Origin of the sequence: Psychrobacillus vulpis, from assembly GCF_006861825.1 — a bacterium.
Lineage (GTDB): Bacteria > Bacillota > Bacilli > Bacillales_A > Planococcaceae > Psychrobacillus > Psychrobacillus vulpis.
Genome location: NZ_VDGI01000028.1, coordinates 13,706 through 34,631, shown reverse-complemented (window position 1 = coordinate 34,631; position 20,926 = coordinate 13,706). Strand labels below are relative to the sequence as shown.

General features: G+C 36.8%; 20 protein-coding genes, 1 pseudogene and 1 riboswitch. Of the genes and pseudogenes, 5 read left to right on the top strand and 16 right to left on the bottom strand.

The annotated features are described in order from the left end of the window. Window positions 1-1,014: 1,014 nt before the first annotated feature. The 10 genes from FG384_RS18245 to FG384_RS18200 form a co-directional block, all read right to left on the bottom strand. A complete protein-coding gene (locus tag FG384_RS18245) occupies window positions 1,015-1,818 on the bottom strand; it encodes a MetQ/NlpA family ABC transporter substrate-binding protein (RefSeq protein ID WP_142644118.1) in 804 nt (267 codons plus the stop codon). Window positions 1,819-1,878: 60 nt separating this feature from the next. Beyond that, window positions 1,879-2,547: a methionine ABC transporter permease gene (locus FG384_RS18240; RefSeq protein ID WP_142644117.1), complete on the bottom strand. Its 669-nt coding sequence runs from the start codon at window positions 2,545-2,547 to the stop codon at window positions 1,879-1,881. After that, window positions 2,540-3,565: a methionine ABC transporter ATP-binding protein gene (locus tag FG384_RS18235; RefSeq protein WP_142644116.1), complete on the bottom strand. Its 1,026-nt coding sequence runs from the start codon at window positions 3,563-3,565 to the stop codon at window positions 2,540-2,542. The genes FG384_RS18240 and FG384_RS18235 overlap by 8 nt, the downstream gene beginning before the upstream one ends. 85 nt (window positions 3,566-3,650) lie before the next feature. After that, a riboswitch (SAM riboswitch) is annotated at window positions 3,651-3,755 on the bottom strand. Window positions 3,756-3,792: 37 nt separating this feature from the next. Beyond that, complete coding sequence (locus FG384_RS18230) at window positions 3,793-4,119, bottom strand: thioredoxin family protein (protein WP_338101359.1); 327 nt, start codon at window positions 4,117-4,119, stop codon at window positions 3,793-3,795. Window positions 4,120-4,123: 4 nt separating this feature from the next. Further along, entirely contained in the window at window positions 4,124-4,468 is a 345-nt protein-coding gene (locus FG384_RS18225; RefSeq protein ID WP_142644121.1) for a toprim domain-containing protein, read from the bottom strand. A gap of 79 nt (window positions 4,469-4,547) precedes the next feature. Further along, window positions 4,548-4,928, bottom strand: coding sequence for a glycine cleavage system protein GcvH (gcvH, locus tag FG384_RS18220; protein WP_142644114.1), 381 nt, complete (start codon window positions 4,926-4,928; stop codon window positions 4,548-4,550). 72 nt (window positions 4,929-5,000) lie between these two features. After that, a complete protein-coding gene (locus FG384_RS18215) occupies window positions 5,001-5,363 on the bottom strand; it encodes an arsenate reductase family protein (protein WP_142644113.1) in 363 nt (120 codons plus the stop codon). 624 nt (window positions 5,364-5,987) lie between these two features. After that, window positions 5,988-7,772, bottom strand: a complete 1,785-nt coding sequence (locus FG384_RS18210) for an acyl-CoA dehydrogenase family protein (protein ID WP_142644112.1) — start codon at window positions 7,770-7,772, stop codon at window positions 5,988-5,990. A 29-nt stretch (window positions 7,773-7,801) separates the two neighbouring features. Then, window positions 7,802-8,977 carry an acetyl-CoA C-acetyltransferase gene (locus FG384_RS18205; RefSeq protein ID WP_142644111.1) on the bottom strand — a complete coding sequence of 392 codons (1,176 nt, stop codon included), beginning with the start codon at window positions 8,975-8,977 and terminating at the stop codon, window positions 7,802-7,804. Window positions 8,978-9,092: 115 nt separating this feature from the next. After that, window positions 9,093-11,477: a 3-hydroxyacyl-CoA dehydrogenase/enoyl-CoA hydratase family protein gene (locus FG384_RS18200; RefSeq protein WP_142644110.1), complete on the bottom strand. Its 2,385-nt coding sequence runs from the start codon at window positions 11,475-11,477 to the stop codon at window positions 9,093-9,095. Between the two features lie 195 nt (window positions 11,478-11,672). Here FG384_RS18200 and FG384_RS18195 point away from each other — a divergent pair, with 195 nt between their 5' ends. Both FG384_RS18195 and FG384_RS18190 read left to right on the top strand, forming a co-directional pair. Then, window positions 11,673-11,990, top strand: coding sequence for a thioredoxin family protein (locus tag FG384_RS18195; RefSeq protein WP_142644109.1), 318 nt, complete (start codon window positions 11,673-11,675; stop codon window positions 11,988-11,990). A 951-nt stretch (window positions 11,991-12,941) separates the two neighbouring features. Continuing rightward, entirely contained in the window at window positions 12,942-13,406 is a 465-nt protein-coding gene (locus FG384_RS18190) for an STAS domain-containing protein (RefSeq protein WP_142644108.1), read from the top strand. Window positions 13,407-13,460: 54 nt separating this feature from the next. On the opposite strand, the gene FG384_RS18185 is transcribed toward FG384_RS18190, so the two are convergent. Genes FG384_RS18185 through FG384_RS18175 form a run of 3 tightly spaced genes read right to left on the bottom strand, consistent with a single transcriptional unit; the run spans window position 13,461 to window position 16,234 of the window. Next, the gene (locus tag FG384_RS18185) at window positions 13,461-14,342 is read right to left on the bottom strand and encodes a GNAT family N-acetyltransferase (RefSeq protein ID WP_142644107.1); all 882 of its coding nucleotides are present in this window, start codon (window positions 14,340-14,342) and stop codon (window positions 13,461-13,463) included. Continuing rightward, window positions 14,339-14,962, bottom strand: a complete 624-nt coding sequence (locus FG384_RS18180) for a TetR/AcrR family transcriptional regulator (protein WP_166462487.1) — start codon at window positions 14,960-14,962, stop codon at window positions 14,339-14,341. The genes FG384_RS18185 and FG384_RS18180 overlap by 4 nt, the downstream gene beginning before the upstream one ends. 15 nt (window positions 14,963-14,977) lie before the next feature. Then, window positions 14,978-16,234 carry a GNAT family N-acetyltransferase gene (locus FG384_RS18175; protein ID WP_142644105.1) on the bottom strand — a complete coding sequence of 419 codons (1,257 nt, stop codon included), beginning with the start codon at window positions 16,232-16,234 and terminating at the stop codon, window positions 14,978-14,980. Window positions 16,235-16,692: 458 nt separating this feature from the next. Between FG384_RS18175 and FG384_RS18170 the strand changes: the two are divergent. Together FG384_RS18170 and FG384_RS18165 are read left to right on the top strand one after the other, a co-directional pair. After that, a pseudogene (locus FG384_RS18170) lies at window positions 16,693-16,900 on the top strand (IS5/IS1182 family transposase); the annotation flags it as partial. Window positions 16,901-17,621: 721 nt separating this feature from the next. Continuing rightward, on the top strand, window positions 17,622-18,134 hold the full coding sequence (locus tag FG384_RS18165) for a C39 family peptidase (protein WP_142644104.1): 513 nt from the start codon (window positions 17,622-17,624) through the stop codon (window positions 18,132-18,134). On the opposite strand, the gene FG384_RS18160 is transcribed toward FG384_RS18165, so the two are convergent. Further along, entirely contained in the window at window positions 18,131-19,006 is an 876-nt protein-coding gene (locus FG384_RS18160; RefSeq protein WP_142644103.1) for a 5'-3' exonuclease, read from the bottom strand. The two genes, FG384_RS18165 and FG384_RS18160, sit on opposite strands and share 4 nt — an antisense overlap. Window positions 19,007-19,077: 71 nt before the next feature. Here FG384_RS18160 and FG384_RS20360 point away from each other — a divergent pair, with 71 nt between their 5' ends. Beyond that, a complete protein-coding gene (locus FG384_RS20360) occupies window positions 19,078-19,209 on the top strand; it encodes a hypothetical protein (RefSeq protein WP_276612776.1) in 132 nt (43 codons plus the stop codon). A 47-nt stretch (window positions 19,210-19,256) separates the two neighbouring features. Here the strand turns inward: FG384_RS20360 and FG384_RS18155 are convergent, their stop codons facing one another. Beyond that, window positions 19,257-20,165 carry a polysaccharide deacetylase family protein gene (locus FG384_RS18155; protein WP_240793482.1) on the bottom strand — a complete coding sequence of 303 codons (909 nt, stop codon included), beginning with the start codon at window positions 20,163-20,165 and terminating at the stop codon, window positions 19,257-19,259. A gap of 58 nt (window positions 20,166-20,223) precedes the next feature. Continuing rightward, complete coding sequence (locus tag FG384_RS18150) at window positions 20,224-20,919, bottom strand: hypothetical protein (protein ID WP_142644101.1); 696 nt, start codon at window positions 20,917-20,919, stop codon at window positions 20,224-20,226. Window positions 20,920-20,926 lie beyond the last annotated feature (7 nt).

The window sequence follows — 20,926 nt, the reverse complement described above, 5'->3', positions numbered from 1 at the left end:
TCTAGGGTAAACTTTAATTGGGTCATTATTAATCTCTCCTCATTGTTTATCGTCGTTGAAAACATTGTAACCAAGAGGGATTAATTTGACCCTTTTCCTTTTTACACAATTATATGGACTTAATCAATTTTAGAGTTAGTGTGTGCTATTAAATACTTATAATGAAGATTCTTTTCTCGAGTAAACTTGGGGATGTTCGGATAGATATGTTTTATGCGCGAAGGGGGCTTTCTTTTGCGCGGATGGAGCTCTCTTATGCGCGGATAATCGCTCGTTATGCTCGTTTGGGAGACATGCGCTCGGATAGACGTGTTTTATGCTCGGATGGAGATCTCTTATGCGCGGATAACTCCTGGCTATGCTCGGTTGTGTAAATGATAATTTAAGCATGTACAAAAATGATTGTTTAACGATGTACATTTTTGACACTTGGCATTATTACTACTTTACTTGGAGTGGCGGGCATGATAGCCTCGAATGGCTAACCAGCCCTTGATACGGCTGATTTTTTGGCGGTATAGTCATGCCCGCAGAGGCTCCATGTCAAGTTGTAATAATTTATCACGTTATGCTGTTGAGAGTAAAAAAATCAATAATGTACATCCTTATGCGAGCAAAAATGTACATTTTTATATTCACATTTACACGGTTGGGACACATATGCTCGGATAGACTTGTTTTATGCGCGGATAACTCCTGGCTATGCTCGCTTGGGACACATATGCTCGGATAGACTTGATTTATGCGCGGATGGAGCTCTTTTATGCTCGAATAATCGCTTGTTATGCTTGGTTGGGAGACATGGTGCGAAGGGGACTCTCTTATGCGCGGATAACCTCTGGCTATGCTCGCTTGGGATACATACGCTCGGATAGACTTGTTTTATTCGCGGATGGAGTTCTTTTATGCTCGAATAATCGCTTGTTATGCTCGGTTAGCGCAACATACTCTCTATTCTTAAACGCATATCCCCAAAATAAAAAACAGGCATGATCACATGCCTGTTTTTTATTATTATTTTACTGGTACTACTGTTCCGTCCCACTCATTAAGGATGAAATCTTGGATTTCTTTAGAGTGTAATGCGTCTACTAACGCTTTTATTTCTTTATTGTCTTTATCTTCTGATCTAACCGCAATAATGTTTACGTATGGTGATTCTTTATCTTCCAATGCGATAGAATCTTTTATTGGATTTAAACCAGCGTCAATTGCAAAGTTGGAGTTGATTAGAACAGCATCGCCCTCTTCATTTTCATAAAGTTGAACTAAAAGTGCTGGTTCGTAGTTTGCATCAAATTTTAAGTTTTTCTTATTTTCTACTACGTCTTTAACTTCCGCTGTTGTTTTATCAACACCATCAGCAAGTTTAATTAATCCTTTAGCTTCTAATAAAGATAAAATACGTCCATGGTCCGCTACTGAATTACTCATAATTAGAGTAGCGCCTTCTGGTAATTCTTCTAACGATTTATATTTTTTTGAGTAAATACCGATTGGCTCAATATGAATTCCACCTGCATTTACAAAATCATACCCATTATCTTTAATTTGTCCTTCTAAATAAGGAATGTGTTGGAAATAGTTTGCATCTAGATCACCAGATTCTAAATCTTTGTTTGGCAATACATAGTCTTGGTAAGTTTGAATATCTAATTCAATACCTTGCTTTTCTAAAATAGGTTTAACTTGCTCTAATATTTCTGCGTGAGGAACGTTCGAAGCTCCAACAACTAACTTACCGCTATCATCATTGCCACATGCAGCAAGCGTTAACGCACTAATAGTTAATAATGCCCCAGCTAAAAACTTTTTCATTCAAAATCTCCCCTTTTTATCTAATTTTCATATGTTATCGAGTATACTCGTAGACACCAATTATCGTTTATCAATTTTTGATGTGATGATATCGCCAATCCATTGAATGATAAATACAACTACTAGTATTAATACAGTGGCTACTAATGTAACGTCTTCTCTACTACGCTGAAAGCCATCTAGAAATGCTAATGTACCTAAACCACCAGCACCAATGATGCCCGCCATTGCTGTGTAGCCTACAAGCGCAATACAAGTAACCGTAATACCTGATACTAATGCTGGCATTGATTCTGGTAATAAAACCTTCCAAATAATCGTCCACGTTTTAGCACCCATAGACTTTGCAGCTTCTAAAACACCTTTATCAATTTCTCGAAGCCCAATGAGAACCATTCGAGCATAAAACGGAGCAGCTCCAATTACTAATGCTGGAAATGCAGCATTTGGACCACGCATCGTTCCGACTAATAATTTTGTTAATGGAATAAGTAATATTATTAAAATAATAAATGGAATAGAGCGGAAAATATTCACTGCTGCCCCAGTTAACCAATTTGCGAATTTATTGGCCCATGCTTGGTGTGGACTTGTTAAAAATAATAGAAGTCCTAAAGCAAGACCTAAAACGAACGTCAGTAAAGTAGAAACCGACGTCATATATAATGTTTCCAGTGTTGCATCCCACATTTTTGGCCAATCAACGTTTGGAAATAGCGAATTAATCATTGTTGATCACCTCTGTGTGTACTTTTTGCTCATGTATAAAACGAATACCTTCGTCGATTGCTAGAGCTTCGCCATCCAACTGAAGTATTAATGTACCAAAGGCTCCGCTTTTTGTATGCGAAATATTCCCTTGGACAATATTCACTTCTAAGTCAAATTGTTTAATAAGTCTTGAAAGAATCGGTTGCTCAGTTTGTTCTCCAACAAATACAAGCTTAATCAGCTTTCCATTTGGATATAGATCTACCAAATTTTGAATCGTCTGTTTTGCTTGACTAGATTCCGACACTTGTGAAACAAATCGCTTCGTAATCGGTTGCTGAGGATTTTGGAAAACCTCCAGTACGTCTCCTTCTTCTACAACTCGGCCGCCTTCCATTACTGCTACTCGATTACAAATTTTTTGGATAACTTGCATTTCGTGTGTAATTAATACAATTGTTAGACCAAGTTTTTCATTAATACTTACTAGTAAATCTAAAATAGAATCAGTTGTTTCTGGATCAAGCGCAGATGTTGCCTCGTCACATAGCAATACTTCTGGTCGATTTGCTAACGCTCTTGCAATCCCAACTCGTTGTTTTTGACCACCTGACAGTTGTGAAGGATAATAATTTCCTCTACCATCTAACCCTACAAGTTCAAGTAGCTCTTTTACTCTTGCTGCTCTTTGCTCTTTTGGCATACCTGCAATTTCTAGTGGAAATGCAATGTTTTCTGCAATCGTTCGTGACCATAATAAGTTGAAATGTTGGAAAATCATACTTACTTTATGTCGAATTTGACGAAGCTTATCTTCATTAATTGAAGTAATATCCTCATTATTTACGATTATTTTTCCTGAAGTTGGTTTCTCTAAACCATTAAGTAATCGGATTAATGTACTTTTACCAGCACCACTATAACCAATAATCCCAAAAATTTCTCCTTGTTCTATCTGTAGATTTACATCATCAACAGCTATAATAGTACCTTGCTTTGTACTAAATTTTTTTGAAACCTCTTTTAAGCTAATCATGTAAATCCTCCTTTCCATTAAAAAAGCCCTCCTGCAAAAGAGCAGAAGGGCTGTGAGTTATCAATTCAAATAACACTCATCCATTCTCTCATTTCCCAAAGCATTTGCTTTGCGTGACTTGGCACCATTTCATAAATATGACGGTTGCCGGGCTTCATAGGGCACTTCCCTCCACCTCTCTTAATAAGAGCGACACTATTTAATTGTTATCAGTAAAACGAATTCTATCATGTAAGTACGGTCCCGTCAATACTTTTTATTACATCTAACAAATAAGGAACTGACTGAAAAGCATATATTTTTTTTATGACGATTCCGTTTTTAGAAATCAATAGACATGGTACACTTTCGATCTCATATTCCATCGCAAGATTTTCTAAATAATTTATGTTTGCTTGTCCTATTGGATACGTTACTACTTCATTAATAACCTGCATCATTTTCGAAGCTACTTGGCAGGTTCCACACATTGGGGTGTATATATATAAAAGAGAAAGACTAGGCGCATTTTTTACTTGCTCCCATTCTTCCCGAGTCCATTCATTCACACTCATCATCCTATAATAAAAATTCTTTTTTCACTTTAATATTAACACGTTGTAAAATAGAAGCCAGAACTTTGAAAGGGGTGTTCGCAACTTCACAATACATCGGATTTGTATATAGATGAATTGCCTCCGGATATACCTTTCTAACTACAGAACGAATTTGTTCACCTGATTTATCTGCGTCTAAAAAAGCATATATCGGCAGTTCGTCAAAAGGACTTAAGAGTTCTTCTAGCTTCACGTTGGAAATAGTGCCATTTGTACAAATGATTTCAGCGCTTTCAGCAAGAATTGGAATAAGTCGTAGTTTATCCGTTCTTCCTTCCACGAGAATTACTTTTTCACTAAATGCCATAGCCACTATGCTTCCCTCCTAACTCTTCATATATACTAGCATATGAAAAAGCGCCAGTAAAAAACCGGCGCTTTATTTATTACTCTTGAATTAGTTCTTCATATTTCTCAGCAGATAATAGTTCATCCATTTCAGATGCATTTGAAGGCTCTACAACGATCATCCAAGCATTTTCATATGGAGATTCGTTAACAAATTCAGGGCTATCTTCTAGTTCAGAGTTTACTTCTACCACTTTACCACTAATAGGCGCGTAAAGTTCTGAAACAGTTTTTACTGATTCTACACTTCCAAATGGATCTCCTGCTTTAATATCGTCTCCAACTTGTGGAAGCTCGACGAACACGATATCTCCTAGCTCTGATTGTGCAAAATGTGTAATACCAATACGAACTTTACCATCTTCTGTTTTTACCCATTCGTGTTCTTCTGAGTATTTTAAGTCTTTAGGTGTTGTCATGATATACCCCTCTCAATTTGTTATACATTCATTTATAATATTCACATATTTTTATTGTAAAAACAAGCTACTTTATGAGCTTTTCCAAATATGTTCAAACTCTTCTTCTTTGAATCCAAGTGTTAAATGCTTACCATCGTAAGTAAGTGGTCTTTTAATAAGCATCCCGTCCGATACAAGAGTTTCAATTTGTTCTTCTATAGACATATTTGGTAGCTTATCCTTTAATTGAAGTTCACGATATTTTGTACCACTTGTGTTAAAGAGTTTTTTTAAATCAATTTGCGTTGTATGAAGTATTTCTTTAATGAATTCTTTAGTAGGAGGATTCTCCACAATATGATAATTTTCAAATGCAATACCATTATCGTTTAGCCACTTACTCGCCATCCTACATGTACTACATTTAGGATATCCAAAAAATTGAATCGTCATCGTAAATCACCTTTTTCTATTTATCATAGCACAAGAACATTGCCAAAGAGCAATGTTCTTCTGCGACGAGCTTTGCGCAGGAGCACAAGTATTCTGCGACGAGCTTTGCGCAGGAGCACAAGTATTCTGCGACGAGCTTGCGCAGGAGCACAGAGAATCTTGCGACGAGCTTGCGCAGGAGCACAGAGAATCTTGCGACGAGCTTGCGCAGGAGCACAGAGAATCTTGCGACGAGCTTGCGCAGGAGCACAGAGAATCTTGCGACGAGCTTGCGCAGGAGGATAAGGTATCATGCGCAGAGCTTAAAGGCACTGAAAAAATGATGAACTTCCACAATTCCCTTACCTACTTTTTCATTTCTAGAAAATCGTTGAAAAAGGCGACACTCCTGCGGGAATAGCGTTAGTCGAAGACCCCGCAAGCGTAGCGAGGAGGCTGAGGCATCGCCCGCGGAAAGGGAGCCGTTTTAACGATTTTCTTATTTATTGAACTATCATACAACCCATTTTGCCAAGTCGAATTTTAGTGACATTTTCAGCACCCTCACGTGCTTTCCGAAGGAGCACAACGTCTTAGCTTGCATCAAAAAAAGCCGATTCATAAAGAATCAGCTTTTTTCTAGAATTATACGATGTATTTCTCTGCTTCAATAAGTTTAACTGAAGCTTCACGTTTTTTAACGATTAAATTGTATGGTGTGTAGCGTGTTAATTTTCGTAGAGCAGAAGTCATCATTCGTAAATTATCGCCATCTACTGATGCGATAAGTGTTTCTTTCGCTGCTTTTTCAATTTCGTCAAATGCTTCTTGACAGAAAATTTGTGTGTAAAGAAGCTTTTGATTTGATTTTTCTACTCCATCACGATTAATTGCTTTTTCTGTACGTAATAGAGCTGATTCCATAGCGAACAAGTTATTTGCTATATTTGCAATGTTTACAAGTACTTCTTGTTCTGCTTCAAGTTTTGTACCAAAACGCTGTGCTGCAAGTCCTGCTGCAAGTAAAGCAATTTTCTTCGCATTCGTAACTAGCACTTTCTCTTGAGCTAATGGTGCTTCACTTACTTCTTCTGGCATCATCATGAGTAACTCTTCTTGTAAGCTTTGTGCTTTTTGAAGAAGTGGTAATTCACCCTTCATCGCTTTTTTCAAGAATGTACCAGGAACAATTAAACGGTTAATTTCATTTGTTCCTTCGAAAATGCGGTTAATGCGGGAATCACGATAAATACGCTCTACTTCGTATTCTTGCATAAAGCCATATCCACCATGCAACTGTACTGCCTCGTCTGCGATATAATCTAATACCTCAGAACCAACTACTTTATTAATAGAACATTCAATAGCATATTCTGCGATGGACGCTGCAATCGCTTTCCCATCTTTTTGTTCTTCTTCACTTAATTGACTCATACGGTCCTCAAAATATCCAACAGTTCGGTATATTAAGCTTTCCGTTGCGTACAATTTAGAAGCCATTGTAGCTAATTTTTGTTTAGTTAAATTAAAAGAAGAAATAGGTGTTTTGAATTGCTGACGTTGGTTAGAGTAAGAGATAGCTAACTCTAATGCACGTTTAGATCCGCCTACAGTTCCAACTCCTAATTTGTAGCGACCAATATTTAAAATATTGAATGCAATCACATGTCCGCGACCAATTTCTCCAAGTAGATTCTCCACTGGAACTTGTGCATCTTGTAAAATAAGTGTACGAGTAGAGGATGATTTAATACCCATTTTCTTCTCTTCTGCACCAACAGATACTCCTGGGAAATCACGTTCAACTATAAATGCTGTGAATTTGTCTCCATCTACCTTTGCGTAAACAACAAACACATCCGCAAAGCCTGCATTCGTAATCCATTGCTTCTCACCATTTAAAATATAATGTGTACCTTCTGCATTTAATTTCGCTGTCGTTTTTGCACCTAAAGCGTCTGATCCTGAACCAGGCTCTGTTAGTGCATAAGCAGAGATTTTATCTCCGGAAGCAGAGTTTGGTAAGTACTTTTGCTTCTGATTTTCATTTCCAAAAAGGACGATCGGCAATGTACCAATACCTACGTGTGCACCATGAGTAATAGAGAAGCCACCAGCAACTGATAATTTTTCTGCAATAAGTGCTGAAGAAATCTTATCTAATCCCAAACCACCGTACTCTTCTGGAACATCCGCTGCAAGAAGTCCAAGATCTCCTGCTGATTTCAGTAATCGAACAGAATGATCAAATTCATGATGCTCTAGTTTTTCTACAACAGGTAATACTTCATTTGTTACATAATCTTCAGCAGTTTTAGCTATCATTTTTTGCTCATCCGAAAAATCCTCTGGTGTAAATACACGGCTTGCATCCATATCTTCTACTAAAAAGCTTCCGCCTTTAATAACTTCTTTCAAAACTTCCGTCATGTTCAATTCCCCCTATAGGCTATTTAATATTATAAAAGTTCGAAAACGCCGGCAGCTCCCATTCCGCCTCCGATACACATTGTGACAACTCCAAACTGTTTCCCTTGGAGTTTAAGCTCGCTCATCATTTTCAATGTCAAAATAGTTCCAGTCGCACCAAGTGGATGTCCTAAAGCAATAGCTCCACCATTTACATTCACTTTATCTATATTTATTCCTAAGTGACGAACTACTTGAATAGCTTGGGACGCGAATGCTTCATTTATTTCCCAAATATCTATATCTTCTATAGATAATCCTGCTAACTTTAACGCTTTTGGTACAGCAACAATAGGTCCGATACCCATTACATCTGGAGCAACTCCACCAACTGCAAACGAACGAAATTTAGCAATTGGTTTTAACCCTTGTGCTTCCGCTACTTCCCGATCCATGACAAGTACTGCTCCTGCACCATCAGAAGTTTGGGATGCATTCCCGGCTGTAACAGACCCTCGTACGTTAAATGCTGGACGTAATTTGGCAAGTGTTTCTATACTAGTACCTACTCGTACTCCCTCATCCATATCAAATAAAAACTTTTTCGTTTGTGCTTTATTATTTTCATCCACATAATGCTTTACTACTTCTACTGGAACGATGTCATCTTTGAACTTCCCTGCAGCTATAGCAGCTGCCGCTAGTTCATGAGAACGAACAGCAAAAGCATCTTGGTCTTCTCGTGATACTCCATATTTATTCGCCACTTGCTCCGCTGTATGACCCATTCCCATATAATATTGGGGTGCAGTTTCTGCTAAATAAGCGTTTGGTCGAATTGTATTACCCATCATAGGAACCATACTCATCGATTCTACTCCACCCGCAATAATTGCTTCTGAAGACCCGAGCATAATTCGTTCCGCTGCATATGCAATCGATTGCAAACCTGACGAACAAAAACGGTTAACAGTAATGGCTGGTGTTGTATCTGGAAGACCAGCAATAGCTCCAATATTTCGAGCGACATTCATCCCTTGCTCCGCTTCTGGCATTGCACAGCCTAATATTAAATCGTCGATTGGACCATCATATCCGCCAGCTCTTTTTAATGTTTCTCTTACAACTAATGCACCGAAATCATCCGGACGTACAGTTGCTAAAGATCCTTTTTTTGCTTTCCCTATTGGTGTTCTAGCACCTGCTACGATAACTGCTTCACGCATGAGTTTTCCCCCTTATCAGATACGCCTTGGCGTATGTGCGTCCGGATTTTGAAGTGTGATCGCACAATTCAAAATCCAAGACATTCACTGCATACTGTTGACCTTCACGCCACAATTAGTTGCGTAGAGGCTTCCCTTTCACTAACATGTGCTGCATTCTTGCTTGTGATTTTGGGTCTGCCACTAAACTTAAAAACGCTTCTCGCTCCAAGTTAAGCAAATATTGTTCATCTACTAATGTGCCGTATGGAACTTCCCCACCAGAAAGTACATACGCAAGCTTTTTAGCAATCTTCAAGTCATGCTCACTAATATAACCAGATAAGAACATGCCTTCTGCCCCTAAAAGTAAGGTTGCATATCCAGATGATCCCGTTACTGGAACCTTTTCTCGCAACGGTGCCTTGTAACCAGCATTTGCAAGGGCAAGAGCTGCTTGCTTCGCATCGTACAACTGATGATCTGGATTCACACTAATACCATCTGCAAAATGAAGGAAGTTATTTTCACGAGCTTCTTCTCCCGAAGTCGACACTTTTGCCATAGCAATCGTTTCAAACACTTTGTTCGCGACATATTGATAGTCGACTTGAACACCATTCGGAAGACCTTTTAAATGTTTCATATAAAGCTCTTTGTTTCCACCGCCACCAGGGATTAGTCCTACTCCTACCTCCACTAGACCCATATAAGTTTCCATCGATGTTTGAATATGAGCCGCTGGTAAACATGCTTCTGCTCCTCCACCAAGTGTCATGCCAAATGGAGCGGCAACAACTGGTTTGGAAGAATATTTAATTTTTAACATAGCATTCTGAAAACTACGTACAACAAAATCTAACTCGAAAATATTATCATCTTGTGCTTCCATTAATATCATTCCAAGGTTAGCTCCTACACTAAAGTTTTTCCCTTGGTTTCCAATGACAAGCCCTCTGAAGTTTTTTTCTACTTCATCAATTGCAAAGTTAATCATCTGAACGATGTCTAACCCAATCGAATTCGATTTAGAGTGGAATTCAAGTAGTGCAATACCATCTCCTAAATCTATTAAACTAGCTCCTGAATTGGACTTGATGACCCCATGTTTTTTCTTGTATCTCTTCAAATCAATAACTTTTTCATTTACAGGAACTATTTTGTATTCTTCTCCATTGAAGAAGTGTAATTCTCCATTTTCTTCTTTATAGAAAGAATCTAGACCTTTATCTAAAAGTGATTGAACAAATGCTGGAATTGTTTGACCTTCAGTTTTCATTTTCTCAACTGATTCATTTACGCCAATTGCATCCCATAGTTCAAACGGTCCTTGCTGCCAACCAAATCCCCATTTCATTGCTTGATCAATTGATACAATATCATCTGCAATCTCTCCGTGAAGCTCAGCAGAATAAAGAAGTGTTGGACTTATAATATTCCATAAAAGTTCACCAGTACGGTCTTTTGCATATGTTAATGATTTCACCTTAGCTGCAAGGCCTTTTTGTTGCTTTGCCATTTCAATAGAAGGTGTTTTTAGTTTCTTCACTGGCTCATATTCTAATGTCGTTAAGTCTAATTCCAAAATTTCTTTATCTTTTTTCAAGAAGAAACCTTGACCTGTTTTTGCTCCTAGCCATTTATTTTCAAGCATTTTGTGTAGAAATGCAGGTACTTCAAATACTTTTTGTTCTTCCCCTGAAGTTTGGTCATATACATTTTTAGCAACATGTGCAAACGTATCTAATCCTACAACATCAAGAGTACGGAAAGTGGCAGACTTTGGTCGACCAATTAGTGGTCCTGTAACAGAATCCACTTCACCAACAGAATATCCACGCGTTTGCATCTCACGAAGCGTTACAAGCAAACCATACGTACCAATTCGATTAGCTATAAAGTTAGGTGTATCTTTTGCCAAAACTACACCTTTACCTAAAACATCTTCCCCAAATTGTTTCATAAAATCTATTACTTCTGGATCTGTAGTTTTAGCTGGGATTACTTCCAAAAGCTTTAAGTAACGAGGGGGATTAAAGAAGTGTGTCCCTAAGAAATGCTTACTAAAGTCTTCTGAACGACCTTCCACCATTGCATTAATGCTAATTCCAGATGTGTTAGAACTAATAATAGTACCCACTTTTCGAACTGCATCTATTTTTTCATATAAGCTTTTTTTCACGTTTAAGTTTTCTACAACAACTTCAATAATCCAGTCCACATCTTTTAAGTTTTCTAAATGATCTTCTAAATTGCCCGCTGTGATTAATTGCAAGTTTTTTGTAGATGTTAGTGGAGCCGGTTTTTGTTTTAATAATTTTTGTAAAGCACTTTGTGCGTAACGATTTCGAACTTCCAAATGCTCAAGTGTATATCCCTTTACTTCTTCCTCTTTACTTAATTCATTTGGAACAATATCCAATAATAATGTCGGAATTCCAATATTCGCCAAGTGAGCTGCAATTCCAGAGCCCATCACCCCAGAACCTAAAACAGCTGCTTTTTTTATTTGATAAGTCATGTACAAAGCCCCCTCGTCAACTTGAATGAACAGTCATTCATTTTATTGATAAAAAAAATAGAAGCAATCTCTATATCTTTTAGTTTAGAACAATATTTAAATTTTCGCAATAATAAAATGATTAAAGCCGAGCATTTTTCTTCCTACACTTTCAATTACAGTGTAAACTTAAAGAAAATATAGGAGGTATATAATATGCAAAAAATTACAACTGCAGAACAATTTAATGAAATTATTTCGGGTGATAATGAAGTATTAGTAAAATTTGAAGCTGGATGGTGCCCAGATTGCCGTCGAATGGAAATGTTTATCGATCCAATCGTAGAAAAATATAATCAGTACACATGGTACGAAGTAAACCGTGACGAGCTACCTGAGATCGCTGAAAAATACGAAGTAATGGGAATTCCAAGTCTTCTAATTTACCAAAATGGAGAGAAAAAAGCACACTTGCATAGTGCAAACGCAAAATCTCCAGAGCAAGTAACAGAATTTCTTGATGCACAGAATTAATTAGTAAAGAGTATTTATATGATTAGGTAGCATTTCAGACTGTAGATAAACTCGATAAAGTCGAATTAATCTGACCCAATAAAGTTAGACATATAGTTTAAGCAGATTCTAAGATCTGAGTTCGGTATTCAATCGGACTCAGATCTTTTAATTTTGCCTACAGTCTTTTTATTTTTTAAAATGAAATAATGATGAATAGCCGTTGATTTCCGCTGCGGGCGAACGCTTTCCGCGGGCGTGGCTTGAGCCTCTTCGTTCGCTATGCTCTCTTCAGGGTCTCAAGACTCACGCTATTCCCGCAGGAGTCGTCACCCTCCACTCCAATCAACTAGTGCTTTGAAAAATAATCGTGGTGATGGATAGGATGACTAAAAATCAAATCAATGAACGCTACAGCAGGAAATACTAACAATGGAGAAGTCTGTTTTATTTCTTTCATTTCTACCTTTTCAAATTTCTCAAGAGGTAACCGATTGCAGCTTCTAATTTGTTCTGGACGTTCTTACAGAACAAATTGATGGATTGTAATCATTTCTAAATTGTTCGCGATTATGATTTTGGTTTTTTATTATCATTTGCCATCACCTCAAGATTTAAGTAGAAAGGTAACATTTTAATGGTTTGGAGAAGCGTCCGCTCGACTCCTGCGGGAAAGGCGAGAAAGACGAGACCCTGCAGGAGCATAGCGACGAAGCGGCTCGGCACTCGCCCGCGGAAAGCGAGTGGTAAGCTTCGGAAAACCTAGACTACTCTAAATAAAAATAAAAAGGCTGTTGCCAACCTGTTTTTTTAGAGTTAGCCTACCGACTGAAACGGCTACCCTTTTGGACGTTTTTTTAGCGTTGGCTACTCAATTCCCTCTTATCTCCTATCTATACCATATTTCAGAATATCCTTTGATTTAAACTTGTCTTATTCGTTATAATAGAAAAAAACAGAGGTGTTATGATGATGTCATTGGAAAATGAAATTCAGCAACTCAAAGAGAAAATAGTCTATTACGAACGAATTATCAAAACGATGTCTACCCCTATTATTCCGTCCATAGTACCGAAAACGATTATGATTCCAATTGCAGGATATATGTTTAGGGAACGGTTTGAAAACATTGAATCACAGACCCTTCAATATATTGGAGAACATCGAGAGATAGAAAAAGCTGTTTTTGATTTTTCGGCAGTAAGTTTAGAAGATGTAGAAGCATTTGATTATAATGAGCTGGCTATATCTATTTCGCGACTAAATAGTTCTTTGCGATTAATGGGTGTTCGCCCAATTTACGTAGGTTTTAATCCAAGATTTATTCGTGAGATTGTACATGCTAGTATTCATGTAGAAATAGAAACATATAATAGTTTCCGAGTTGCATTAACTCATCTTTTACATGAAGAGAATAAGATAATTACTTCAAAATAACTAACTTAAAAATACAGCTACCGCAAATTTATAGCGGTAGCTGTATTTCTTATCTTACTCCATAAGTTGTTTTGTCATAAATACTTGTGAAATATCCGTATTTTTAAATCCATTAGATTTCAAGAACGGAATCACATTTTTCATTTTGTCTTCAAAATTATAAGTAGTTCTTTTAATAGAATGGTTAAAGTGAAGCCCCTCCTGAAGAACAGCTTGAAGAGCTCTCATTCCATCTGTATGTTCATTGTTAGTAAAAGCTTGAAATAATGTGACACCTTCAGCATCATTACCAAATTGTTGCTTCGTTCGCACTAAGCAAGCAGCAAGCACCTCACTATCCTTCATTGCAATAATCACTTCTCCACCAGTCCTTGGCGCAATAGAAGGATCTACTTGCCATGGTACTAAAGATGGGAAAATGTTTGCATTTATGGCTTGCAGTGCAGGTATTCTTTTCAACTCAAATTCACTTGCAAGCTGTTCATCAAAGCTTAGTAAACCTTCTGCCTCCAAAAAATGCAGCGTATCAATTACTTTATACCCAATCTTTTCATATAGCCTTATAGCTGGCTCATTAATGGACAGAGCCTCTAATGTAGCAATATCTACTTGTTGCTGTTTCAATAGTTCAAGAGCTTTTTCCATTAGTATTGTACCTAGTTTCTTTCCTCTGTACTCTGGAACAATTCCAGTACCACCATTCCAAGCAATTTTCTCACCATTTACTTCCCGAATGCCTTGTAATACAAATCCAATTGGTTTATCTTCATCAAACATAACAACTGACAATGCTGCTGAAAGATTGTCATTTCCAAAACGAGCTATAAAAGTATCCATTGGCATCTTCATCGGAATAAAATATCCTTCAAACCCACTTGTAAAAAGTTCGTGTGCTTCCTTAAAAGTTAAATGCTCCATTGTCTTAAATGTAATCATTTAATAACACCCCTTGTTAAAAAAGTAATATACATTTCTTTAGATGACTTCACTATATCCGAATAAGGAAATGTTGGCTGCAAAACAGAAGCGTGAAGAAGAATTCCATCAATCATACTCCAAAATATTTTTGCAGCATGTGAAGTATTAAATTCTTTTGAGATTTCTCCACTATCTTGACCTTCTTTTAAAATGGTATTTAAAAGAAGGTAAAATAGTTCACTATGATTCTCGTATTTTTTTCGATCGTCCGCTCTGCTACCAGAGATCCAATGCTCTAGTTGATTTCTTACATTGTTTAATTTTGGCTCTTTTAACCACTCATCGGAAGTATACATATCAAATAGCACATTTACTTTTTCTATAGTGGAATCCAGCTTTGAAAATTTATCTTTCAGCTTTTCAATCGCCACACTTACCTGTTGCTGTAGCATGTGATCGTATACTTCTTCTTTACTTTTAAAATAATGATAAATTGCACCTTTACTCATACCTGATGCTCTCACTAAATCATCCATTGTCGTAGAATAATAACCTTTTTCACCAAAAACAGTTACAGCTGCATGAATGATCTCTGTTTTCTTCTCTTGTTTATATCCCTCTGATACTTTTGGTACCAATCGACACACTTCCTTTTAAAACGATGTAAAACAAATAGGGCTATTTTTCGGTTTAAACCAATCGTCTAACTTTCTAGCATCCATATTATTAATAGTGACTGCTCCATATTGCTGGAGTGTTTCAATCGAAATACATCCCATCCACCAAGAGCTTACATCTTGAATGCCTATCTTAATATTTGTATCTTCATTTGAATCTGGTAACTTTGTGGCATTCCAAAAATCACCATTATATATGATTTCATAGAAACCGTTTTGCTCTGTTAAAAATGTGTCTTCGATTTCTATTAATAGTTTTGTATATTCATCTGGTCTTCTAAGATTCTGAAAGTTCATTTCGTGAACAAAATCAATAATATTTGTTAAACGATACATAAGCCCTGTTCCGGTCGTAGCCACTTCATGATATACACTTGGTATAAGATGATTCGAATCATTAGATGGATTCGACAGTGCGTGTACAAATGATTTGTCATTTGTACGAAAAACAATTCGATCTACTTGATCTTGCTGTGAATGTAACCATGAGGCTAGCTGTTTATAACCTTCTGGTTTCGTCCATATCCATTCGTAAACAATCATATGCTGATGTAAAAAGTGACTATCCTTTACTGATTGTAAAGTAAATGCTAATGCACCTATTAATCGGTCATTTTCCTCAACTCCAACATAGTGAGTTGTTGCATTCTTTATATGCTGGCGTTCCGCCCATGTTCTTTTCATCATGCCATGATGTTCTTTAGCGTAGTCATTATATATTTGGACAATCGATTCCTCATCGTTAGGTGATAGAAATTTTACGAGACCTTTTTTTCCATCTGCAATTAATGCGTCAGGTTTAAATTTAAACTCATATCTTGTTGGACCAAATCCATATCCCATCTTCCGGTAAAAACTTGGATTAAAGGGGTAAAGTGATACAATAGATACTTTTTCTTGTCTAGCGTACTCGTGGAAATGAGAAAGAAGGCGGAAAGCAATCTTCTCTTTTTTATGAAGAAGATGTACAGCAACCATACCTATACCACAAATACGTTGAAACTTCCCATTAATATTGCATTCAAAATCATTTAAACGATAAATACCTAGAAGTTCTTTTTCCTCATTAAAATAGCCAAAATACTGAATATTATTTTGCTCTTCTTGCTCTCTTGTTAATCTTTCTACAAAAGCCGCTTTTTTCTCTAACGTTTGCAAATCCATACCTGGATATGCAAGTGCAGCTATATTAGCTGCTTGCTCAAAGTCTTGCTGTTGTAATAGTCGTATCAAATCATACACCCCTTTTTCCAAAATTAAACAGACTACTCAGTCGGTTTAATTATATTTTAATGTAATTATTTTGACAATAGAATCATTTCAGACATTTTTTGTTGTAACTTAATAAAAGAAAATTAGAGTTAAAATAATCAGATTGGGGAGTATAGACAAGTTGTTCATATCCTCTCTTTTTATATGGATATCGTTGATTTCCGTTCCAGGCGGACGCTTTCCGCCGGCATGGCTTCAGCCGCTTCCCTCGCTACGCTCAGTCCAGGGTCTTCAGCTCATGCTATTCCGGCCGGAGTCGCCGCCTTCCCCTCCAACTAGCATCCACCTATTCTTCTAAAAACCTTCTTCGTTTATGAAAGAGAGACTAACTAATGGTGGTGTGCAAAATGATTTCAAACCAAGAAACCCTCAACTTAAGCCCGTTCTTGGCGATTTATGATATCGTCGTTCCAAAAGATGACCACGAAGCATTTCAAAATACCGATGATTTTAAAGAGAAGGCAAAATAACGCTATAAGATTGAGGCGAAAAATAGTGAACTAAAATAGACATGGGTATGATGTAGCATCACCCTCGGGTCTATTCGGTATACAGATACAGGGTGCAATGGCGATTTTTGCAGTAAATCTGAAAAGAATTATGACTCTATTAAAGGAAAAAGAGTAAAAAGAAATGGGAAGAAGGCAAGGTTTTTCAGTTGCCTCAGCGTAGCGAGGAGGCTAAGGCAACGCCCGTGGAAAGGGAGGCCACTGAAAAACTCGAATTAATATTTTTGTAGGAACTATTTGCTATATTTATTTAAGAGAATTTAACACGACGCATGAGACTCCTGCGGGAAAGCGAGACAGACGAGACCCCGCACGAAGCGGAGCGAAGGAGGAGGCTCGTCGCTCGCCCGCGGAAAGCGAATGCCAAAGCGATAAATTCTCTTAGCGACTATTTGATAGAAAATTTATTAGAATAACACTTTTTCAGTTACCTCCGGAAAGGGAGCCGTTTCAATGATTTTCTTATTGGGGTGTTTTACAGAGTTCTTCCTATATAATAGAAAAAACAATTTCAATAATTAACGAGTGCAGATCTCTTCGATTTTTATTGGTTTGGAGAAGCGTCCGATCGACTCCTGCGGGAATAGCGAGACAGACGAGACACTGCAGGAGCATAGCGACGAAGCGGCTCGGCGCTCGCCCGCGGAAAGCGATCGGTAAGCTTCGGAAAACCTAATCTTTCCTATTAAAAACAAAAAAGACTGTAGACAACTCGTTTTTAGAGTTTGTCTACAGTCTGCGAGTTCTTCCTTTATTAATAGAAAAAACTCTTTACTACCATTAAAATTATGCACAACGCACTTAACAAAAATGCCACTATACATAATCGGAGGTAACAGATGAAAATTCAACTACCTATTCAAGGTCTCTCTCAATATGATTCGACGATACAATCTAACTACCAATCTTCAGCCTGTGGGCCAGTTACAGCATATGTGCTATTGAATTATTTAATGCCAAATGCTTGTCCATTCGATACAAACGATCTCTATCGAAAGTTGGGTGGAACTCGTATTGGGTTATTTACATATCGCTTCATACACAATATGAGAAAGTTACTTGGACCAAATTGGCATATCGAAAAATGTTCTCTCCAAACCGCATTAAAAGAATTGAAAAGTGGCCGTCCTGTAGCTTTAAAATTTGATAAGTATTTAACGTTTCATTGGAATAAAAAATATACGTTCTCCTATCATTGGGTGCCCCTTATAGGGTACACATTAGAAAAGGATGAATTATTTTTAATAATCCATGATAACGGAGGAAGAAATCGTGAAAGTAAAATTCGGAAAGTACTTTATGCGGAAAATGCATCCGTGCTTACTTTCGTTCAAGTAACTCCCTCTCTTTAGTTTTGTAGCTGTCTTGCTAAAATAGTGTAACCATTGTCATACAAATAATCGAATTTAGTATCGGGAATATCCTTAACTAGCAGATGTTCTAATTCGGCTTCGATTGGTACATCTCTTCTAATTGTTGCAAGCTCTTTAGATAATTGAAGCATTTGCAAGTCTGTTTCTATTTTAGTTCGTTGTCCTGCCTTTAATAAATGAAGTGAATCAATAATTTCTTCAACTGTCCCATAAGTTTGCACTAGCTGTAATGCAGTTTTCGGACCAATCCCTTTCACTCCTGCATAACCATCACTAGAATCTCCCATAAACGCTTTTACATCAGGGAATAATAACGGTGAAATTCCATACTCTTCTAGAAAGCGAGCTTCATTGTATACATCATAAATGGTGAATCCTTTTTTCGTAAATGCAATTTCTGTAGATGGGTGTAACAATTGAAGTAAATCTTTATCTCCACTAACTATTGTGAACTTCGCATCATCTTGCCATTTGTGTGTAATCGAAGCTATCGTATCATCTGCTTCCATTCCTACGATTCCGAAATTCATCCATCCTAGGTGCTCAGACAAATCTTGCGCCATATCGAATTGAGGAATGAGCTCTTCTGCTGGCTTTGGACGATTTGCCTTGTATCCATCGTAAAGTTCGTTTCTAAAAGTGTGCATTCCTTTATCCCAACATATTGCTAGATGGGTAGGTTGCATTAAATTTTGTGCAGCAAGGACATGTCTAGCAAAGCCTTGTACTGCATTTGTCGGTATTCCTTTTGCATTTTTGAAATAGTTTCCTGACATCGCTGTTGCAAAAAATGATCGAAATAATAGTGCCATACCATCTATTACGAGTACATGTGGTTTTTCTTGTGTCATATTCAACATCCTTTTTCATTAATTCATAATTAGTATAACATGAGTAAGTTAAATGTATGGAATATGAGTATATGACTAGAAATATAGTAGAAGGTTTAATATTGTATCCTGTTCATCTGTGGAAAAGAACTGTTTATAGCATGCTTGCATCTCATATTTTAGTATTAGGTAAAAATTACGAAGATGCTAGGATCTCTCAATAAAACCGGAAATAAAAATACGAAGGGATCTATTTCTCCCTTCGTATTTTTTATGAAATAATATTTATCACATCTGTTACATCCCGCATATGCATACTTTGAAAATTATATTTGCCCCTTAAATAATCCACATGCTTTAATATTTCTTCTAGAAAATGTAGATTCTCATCTATATTCTTTCCGAAATTATGTGGATGCCACCATAAATGATAAAACTCATTGTCTTTAGCAGCTTTCGTTAATCCGTTTTTAATTCGTCGTAAACGTAAATTCTCTAAAACTGCAAGTTGTTTACTGTAAGGTCTTAAAAAGCGGCTAGATTGTATATTGATGATTGGTTCTTTTTGTAAACTCTTTAACGAGAAGGTGTGATGCCCAGTCAAATTAATATAAGTATCTACTAATCGGAGCATACGTTTTGTTGTTGTATTTGTTTTGCTTGTATAGGCTCTATAAATCCAGCTTTCTTCATTTCCACGATAAGCATTGATTCCGTATGTTTTGCAAACGTTTAAATAATCATTATTCGTTTGATTTCTTGGGAAAACTAATGAAGTAATCCCTTCATTTAATTGAACGACGGCTTGCAAATCTTTTTCAAAATGGTCTGTTCTCTGTCCGTCTTCTAAACAATAATAATGAGTAAATGTATGTGTTCCAATTTCCTGGTTAGGTATCGTTTTGATCGATTCAATGAGCGAATACCCGAAATGATAAGGATCTTGAGACTCATTCTCTCCAACTTGCCATAAATTATGTTTTGGGGAAAAAGATTCATTTTCATATGGAATATTTAAGCCTTCTAGTTTTGTTAAAAGTTCGTTTTTATTTTTACAATAAAGCATCCCAACAATTGCCCAAGTTGCATGAATATCATACTTTAAAAATAATTGTAGTATTTTGGGAATTGCAAGGCGAGCTCCTAGTATATTTTCCCCATACTTTTCAAGAGTAAACACATCATGTACGCCCCAGTTTAATTCAAAGTCGAGTGAAATAACAAGTGCTCCCAGAACTTCATCCTTTCCTCAACTTAATCGTTCTTAGCCATAATACCAGCTTACCTACTAATGAATTTGCTTCATAACCAGAGTAGACTTGGGTGATTTCCCCACCAAATTCCAACTTAAAGCTACGAACGTTTTCATTCGCTGTAACTCCACCCATATCGTAAATTGAATAATTTAATTTTTTGAAATATAAAATATTATTCCAAAGTAAATATCGATTAGCTATACTTAATACTCTTTTCTCTTCCGCTTTTTCCTTCAATCTAAAATGCGAAGCCGAATATAGAGAAAAAACCGTGTCGCCATCTGAAATATATAATCGGTAACATAAGACTTCATTTTCTTCATTTAAAAGCTGCGTAATAATAAGAGCATTCTTGTCCTTTAACTTACTCATCGTATTTATATGAAAGGAATTACACGAGTACGTGTTTGTAAATTTCGCAAAATGATTATAAAACTTCTGAAAAGCACGAATATCTGCAATCGTTGGTTTATCAATCACTAATATATGAAAATCATGCATTGAAGCTTTACTAATTTGTTTTCTATTCGTTCGATGTAATTTCTGAAATAATTCTTCTTCACTTTTCGTTAAATCAATATAAACCGTTTCGAATTGCTGTAGGTTTTTTTTGGGGACTTTTGAATGAGTGAACCCTCCTATATCTATTAATGGTTCATTTAAAATTTGCTCTTTCAAAAAATAA

What these genes read in the sequence shown, in the direction of transcription:
- FG384_RS18190 (WP_142644108.1), top strand. Translation starts at nt 12,942, where the DNA reads ATGTCATTGGAAAATGAAATTCAGCAACTCAAAGAGAAAATAGTCTAT.
- FG384_RS18235 (WP_142644116.1), bottom strand. Translation starts at nt 3,565, where the DNA reads ATGATTAGCTTAAAAGAGGTTTCAAAAAAATTTAGTACAAAGCAAGGT.
- FG384_RS18230 (WP_338101359.1), bottom strand. Translation starts at nt 4,119, where the DNA reads ATGAGTGTGAATGAATGGACTCGGGAAGAATGGGAGCAAGTAAAAAAT.
- FG384_RS18225 (WP_142644121.1), bottom strand. Translation starts at nt 4,468, where the DNA reads ATGGCATTTAGTGAAAAAGTAATTCTCGTGGAAGGAAGAACGGATAAA.
- FG384_RS18215 (WP_142644113.1), bottom strand. Translation starts at nt 5,363, where the DNA reads ATGACGATTCAATTTTTTGGATATCCTAAATGTAGTACATGTAGGATG.
- FG384_RS18185 (WP_142644107.1), bottom strand. Translation starts at nt 14,342, where the DNA reads ATGATTACATTTAAGACAATGGAGCATTTAACTTTTAAGGAAGCACAC.
- FG384_RS18195 (WP_142644109.1), top strand. Translation starts at nt 11,673, where the DNA reads ATGCAAAAAATTACAACTGCAGAACAATTTAATGAAATTATTTCGGGT.
- FG384_RS18160 (WP_142644103.1), bottom strand. Translation starts at nt 19,006, where the DNA reads ATGACACAAGAAAAACCACATGTACTCGTAATAGATGGTATGGCACTA.
- FG384_RS18245 (WP_142644118.1), bottom strand. Translation starts at nt 1,818, where the DNA reads ATGAAAAAGTTTTTAGCTGGGGCATTATTAACTATTAGTGCGTTAACG.
- FG384_RS20360 (WP_276612776.1), top strand. Translation starts at nt 19,078, where the DNA reads ATGACTAGAAATATAGTAGAAGGTTTAATATTGTATCCTGTTCATCTG.
- FG384_RS18240 (WP_142644117.1), bottom strand. Translation starts at nt 2,547, where the DNA reads ATGATTAATTCGCTATTTCCAAACGTTGATTGGCCAAAAATGTGGGAT.
- FG384_RS18165 (WP_142644104.1), top strand. Translation starts at nt 17,622, where the DNA reads ATGAAAATTCAACTACCTATTCAAGGTCTCTCTCAATATGATTCGACG.
- gcvH (WP_142644114.1), bottom strand. Translation starts at nt 4,928, where the DNA reads ATGACAACACCTAAAGACTTAAAATACTCAGAAGAACACGAATGGGTA.
- FG384_RS18205 (WP_142644111.1), bottom strand. Translation starts at nt 8,977, where the DNA reads ATGCGTGAAGCAGTTATCGTAGCAGGTGCTAGAACACCAATAGGGAAA.
- FG384_RS18200 (WP_142644110.1), bottom strand. Translation starts at nt 11,477, where the DNA reads ATGACTTATCAAATAAAAAAAGCAGCTGTTTTAGGTTCTGGGGTGATG.
- FG384_RS18210 (WP_142644112.1), bottom strand. Translation starts at nt 7,772, where the DNA reads ATGACGGAAGTTTTGAAAGAAGTTATTAAAGGCGGAAGCTTTTTAGTA.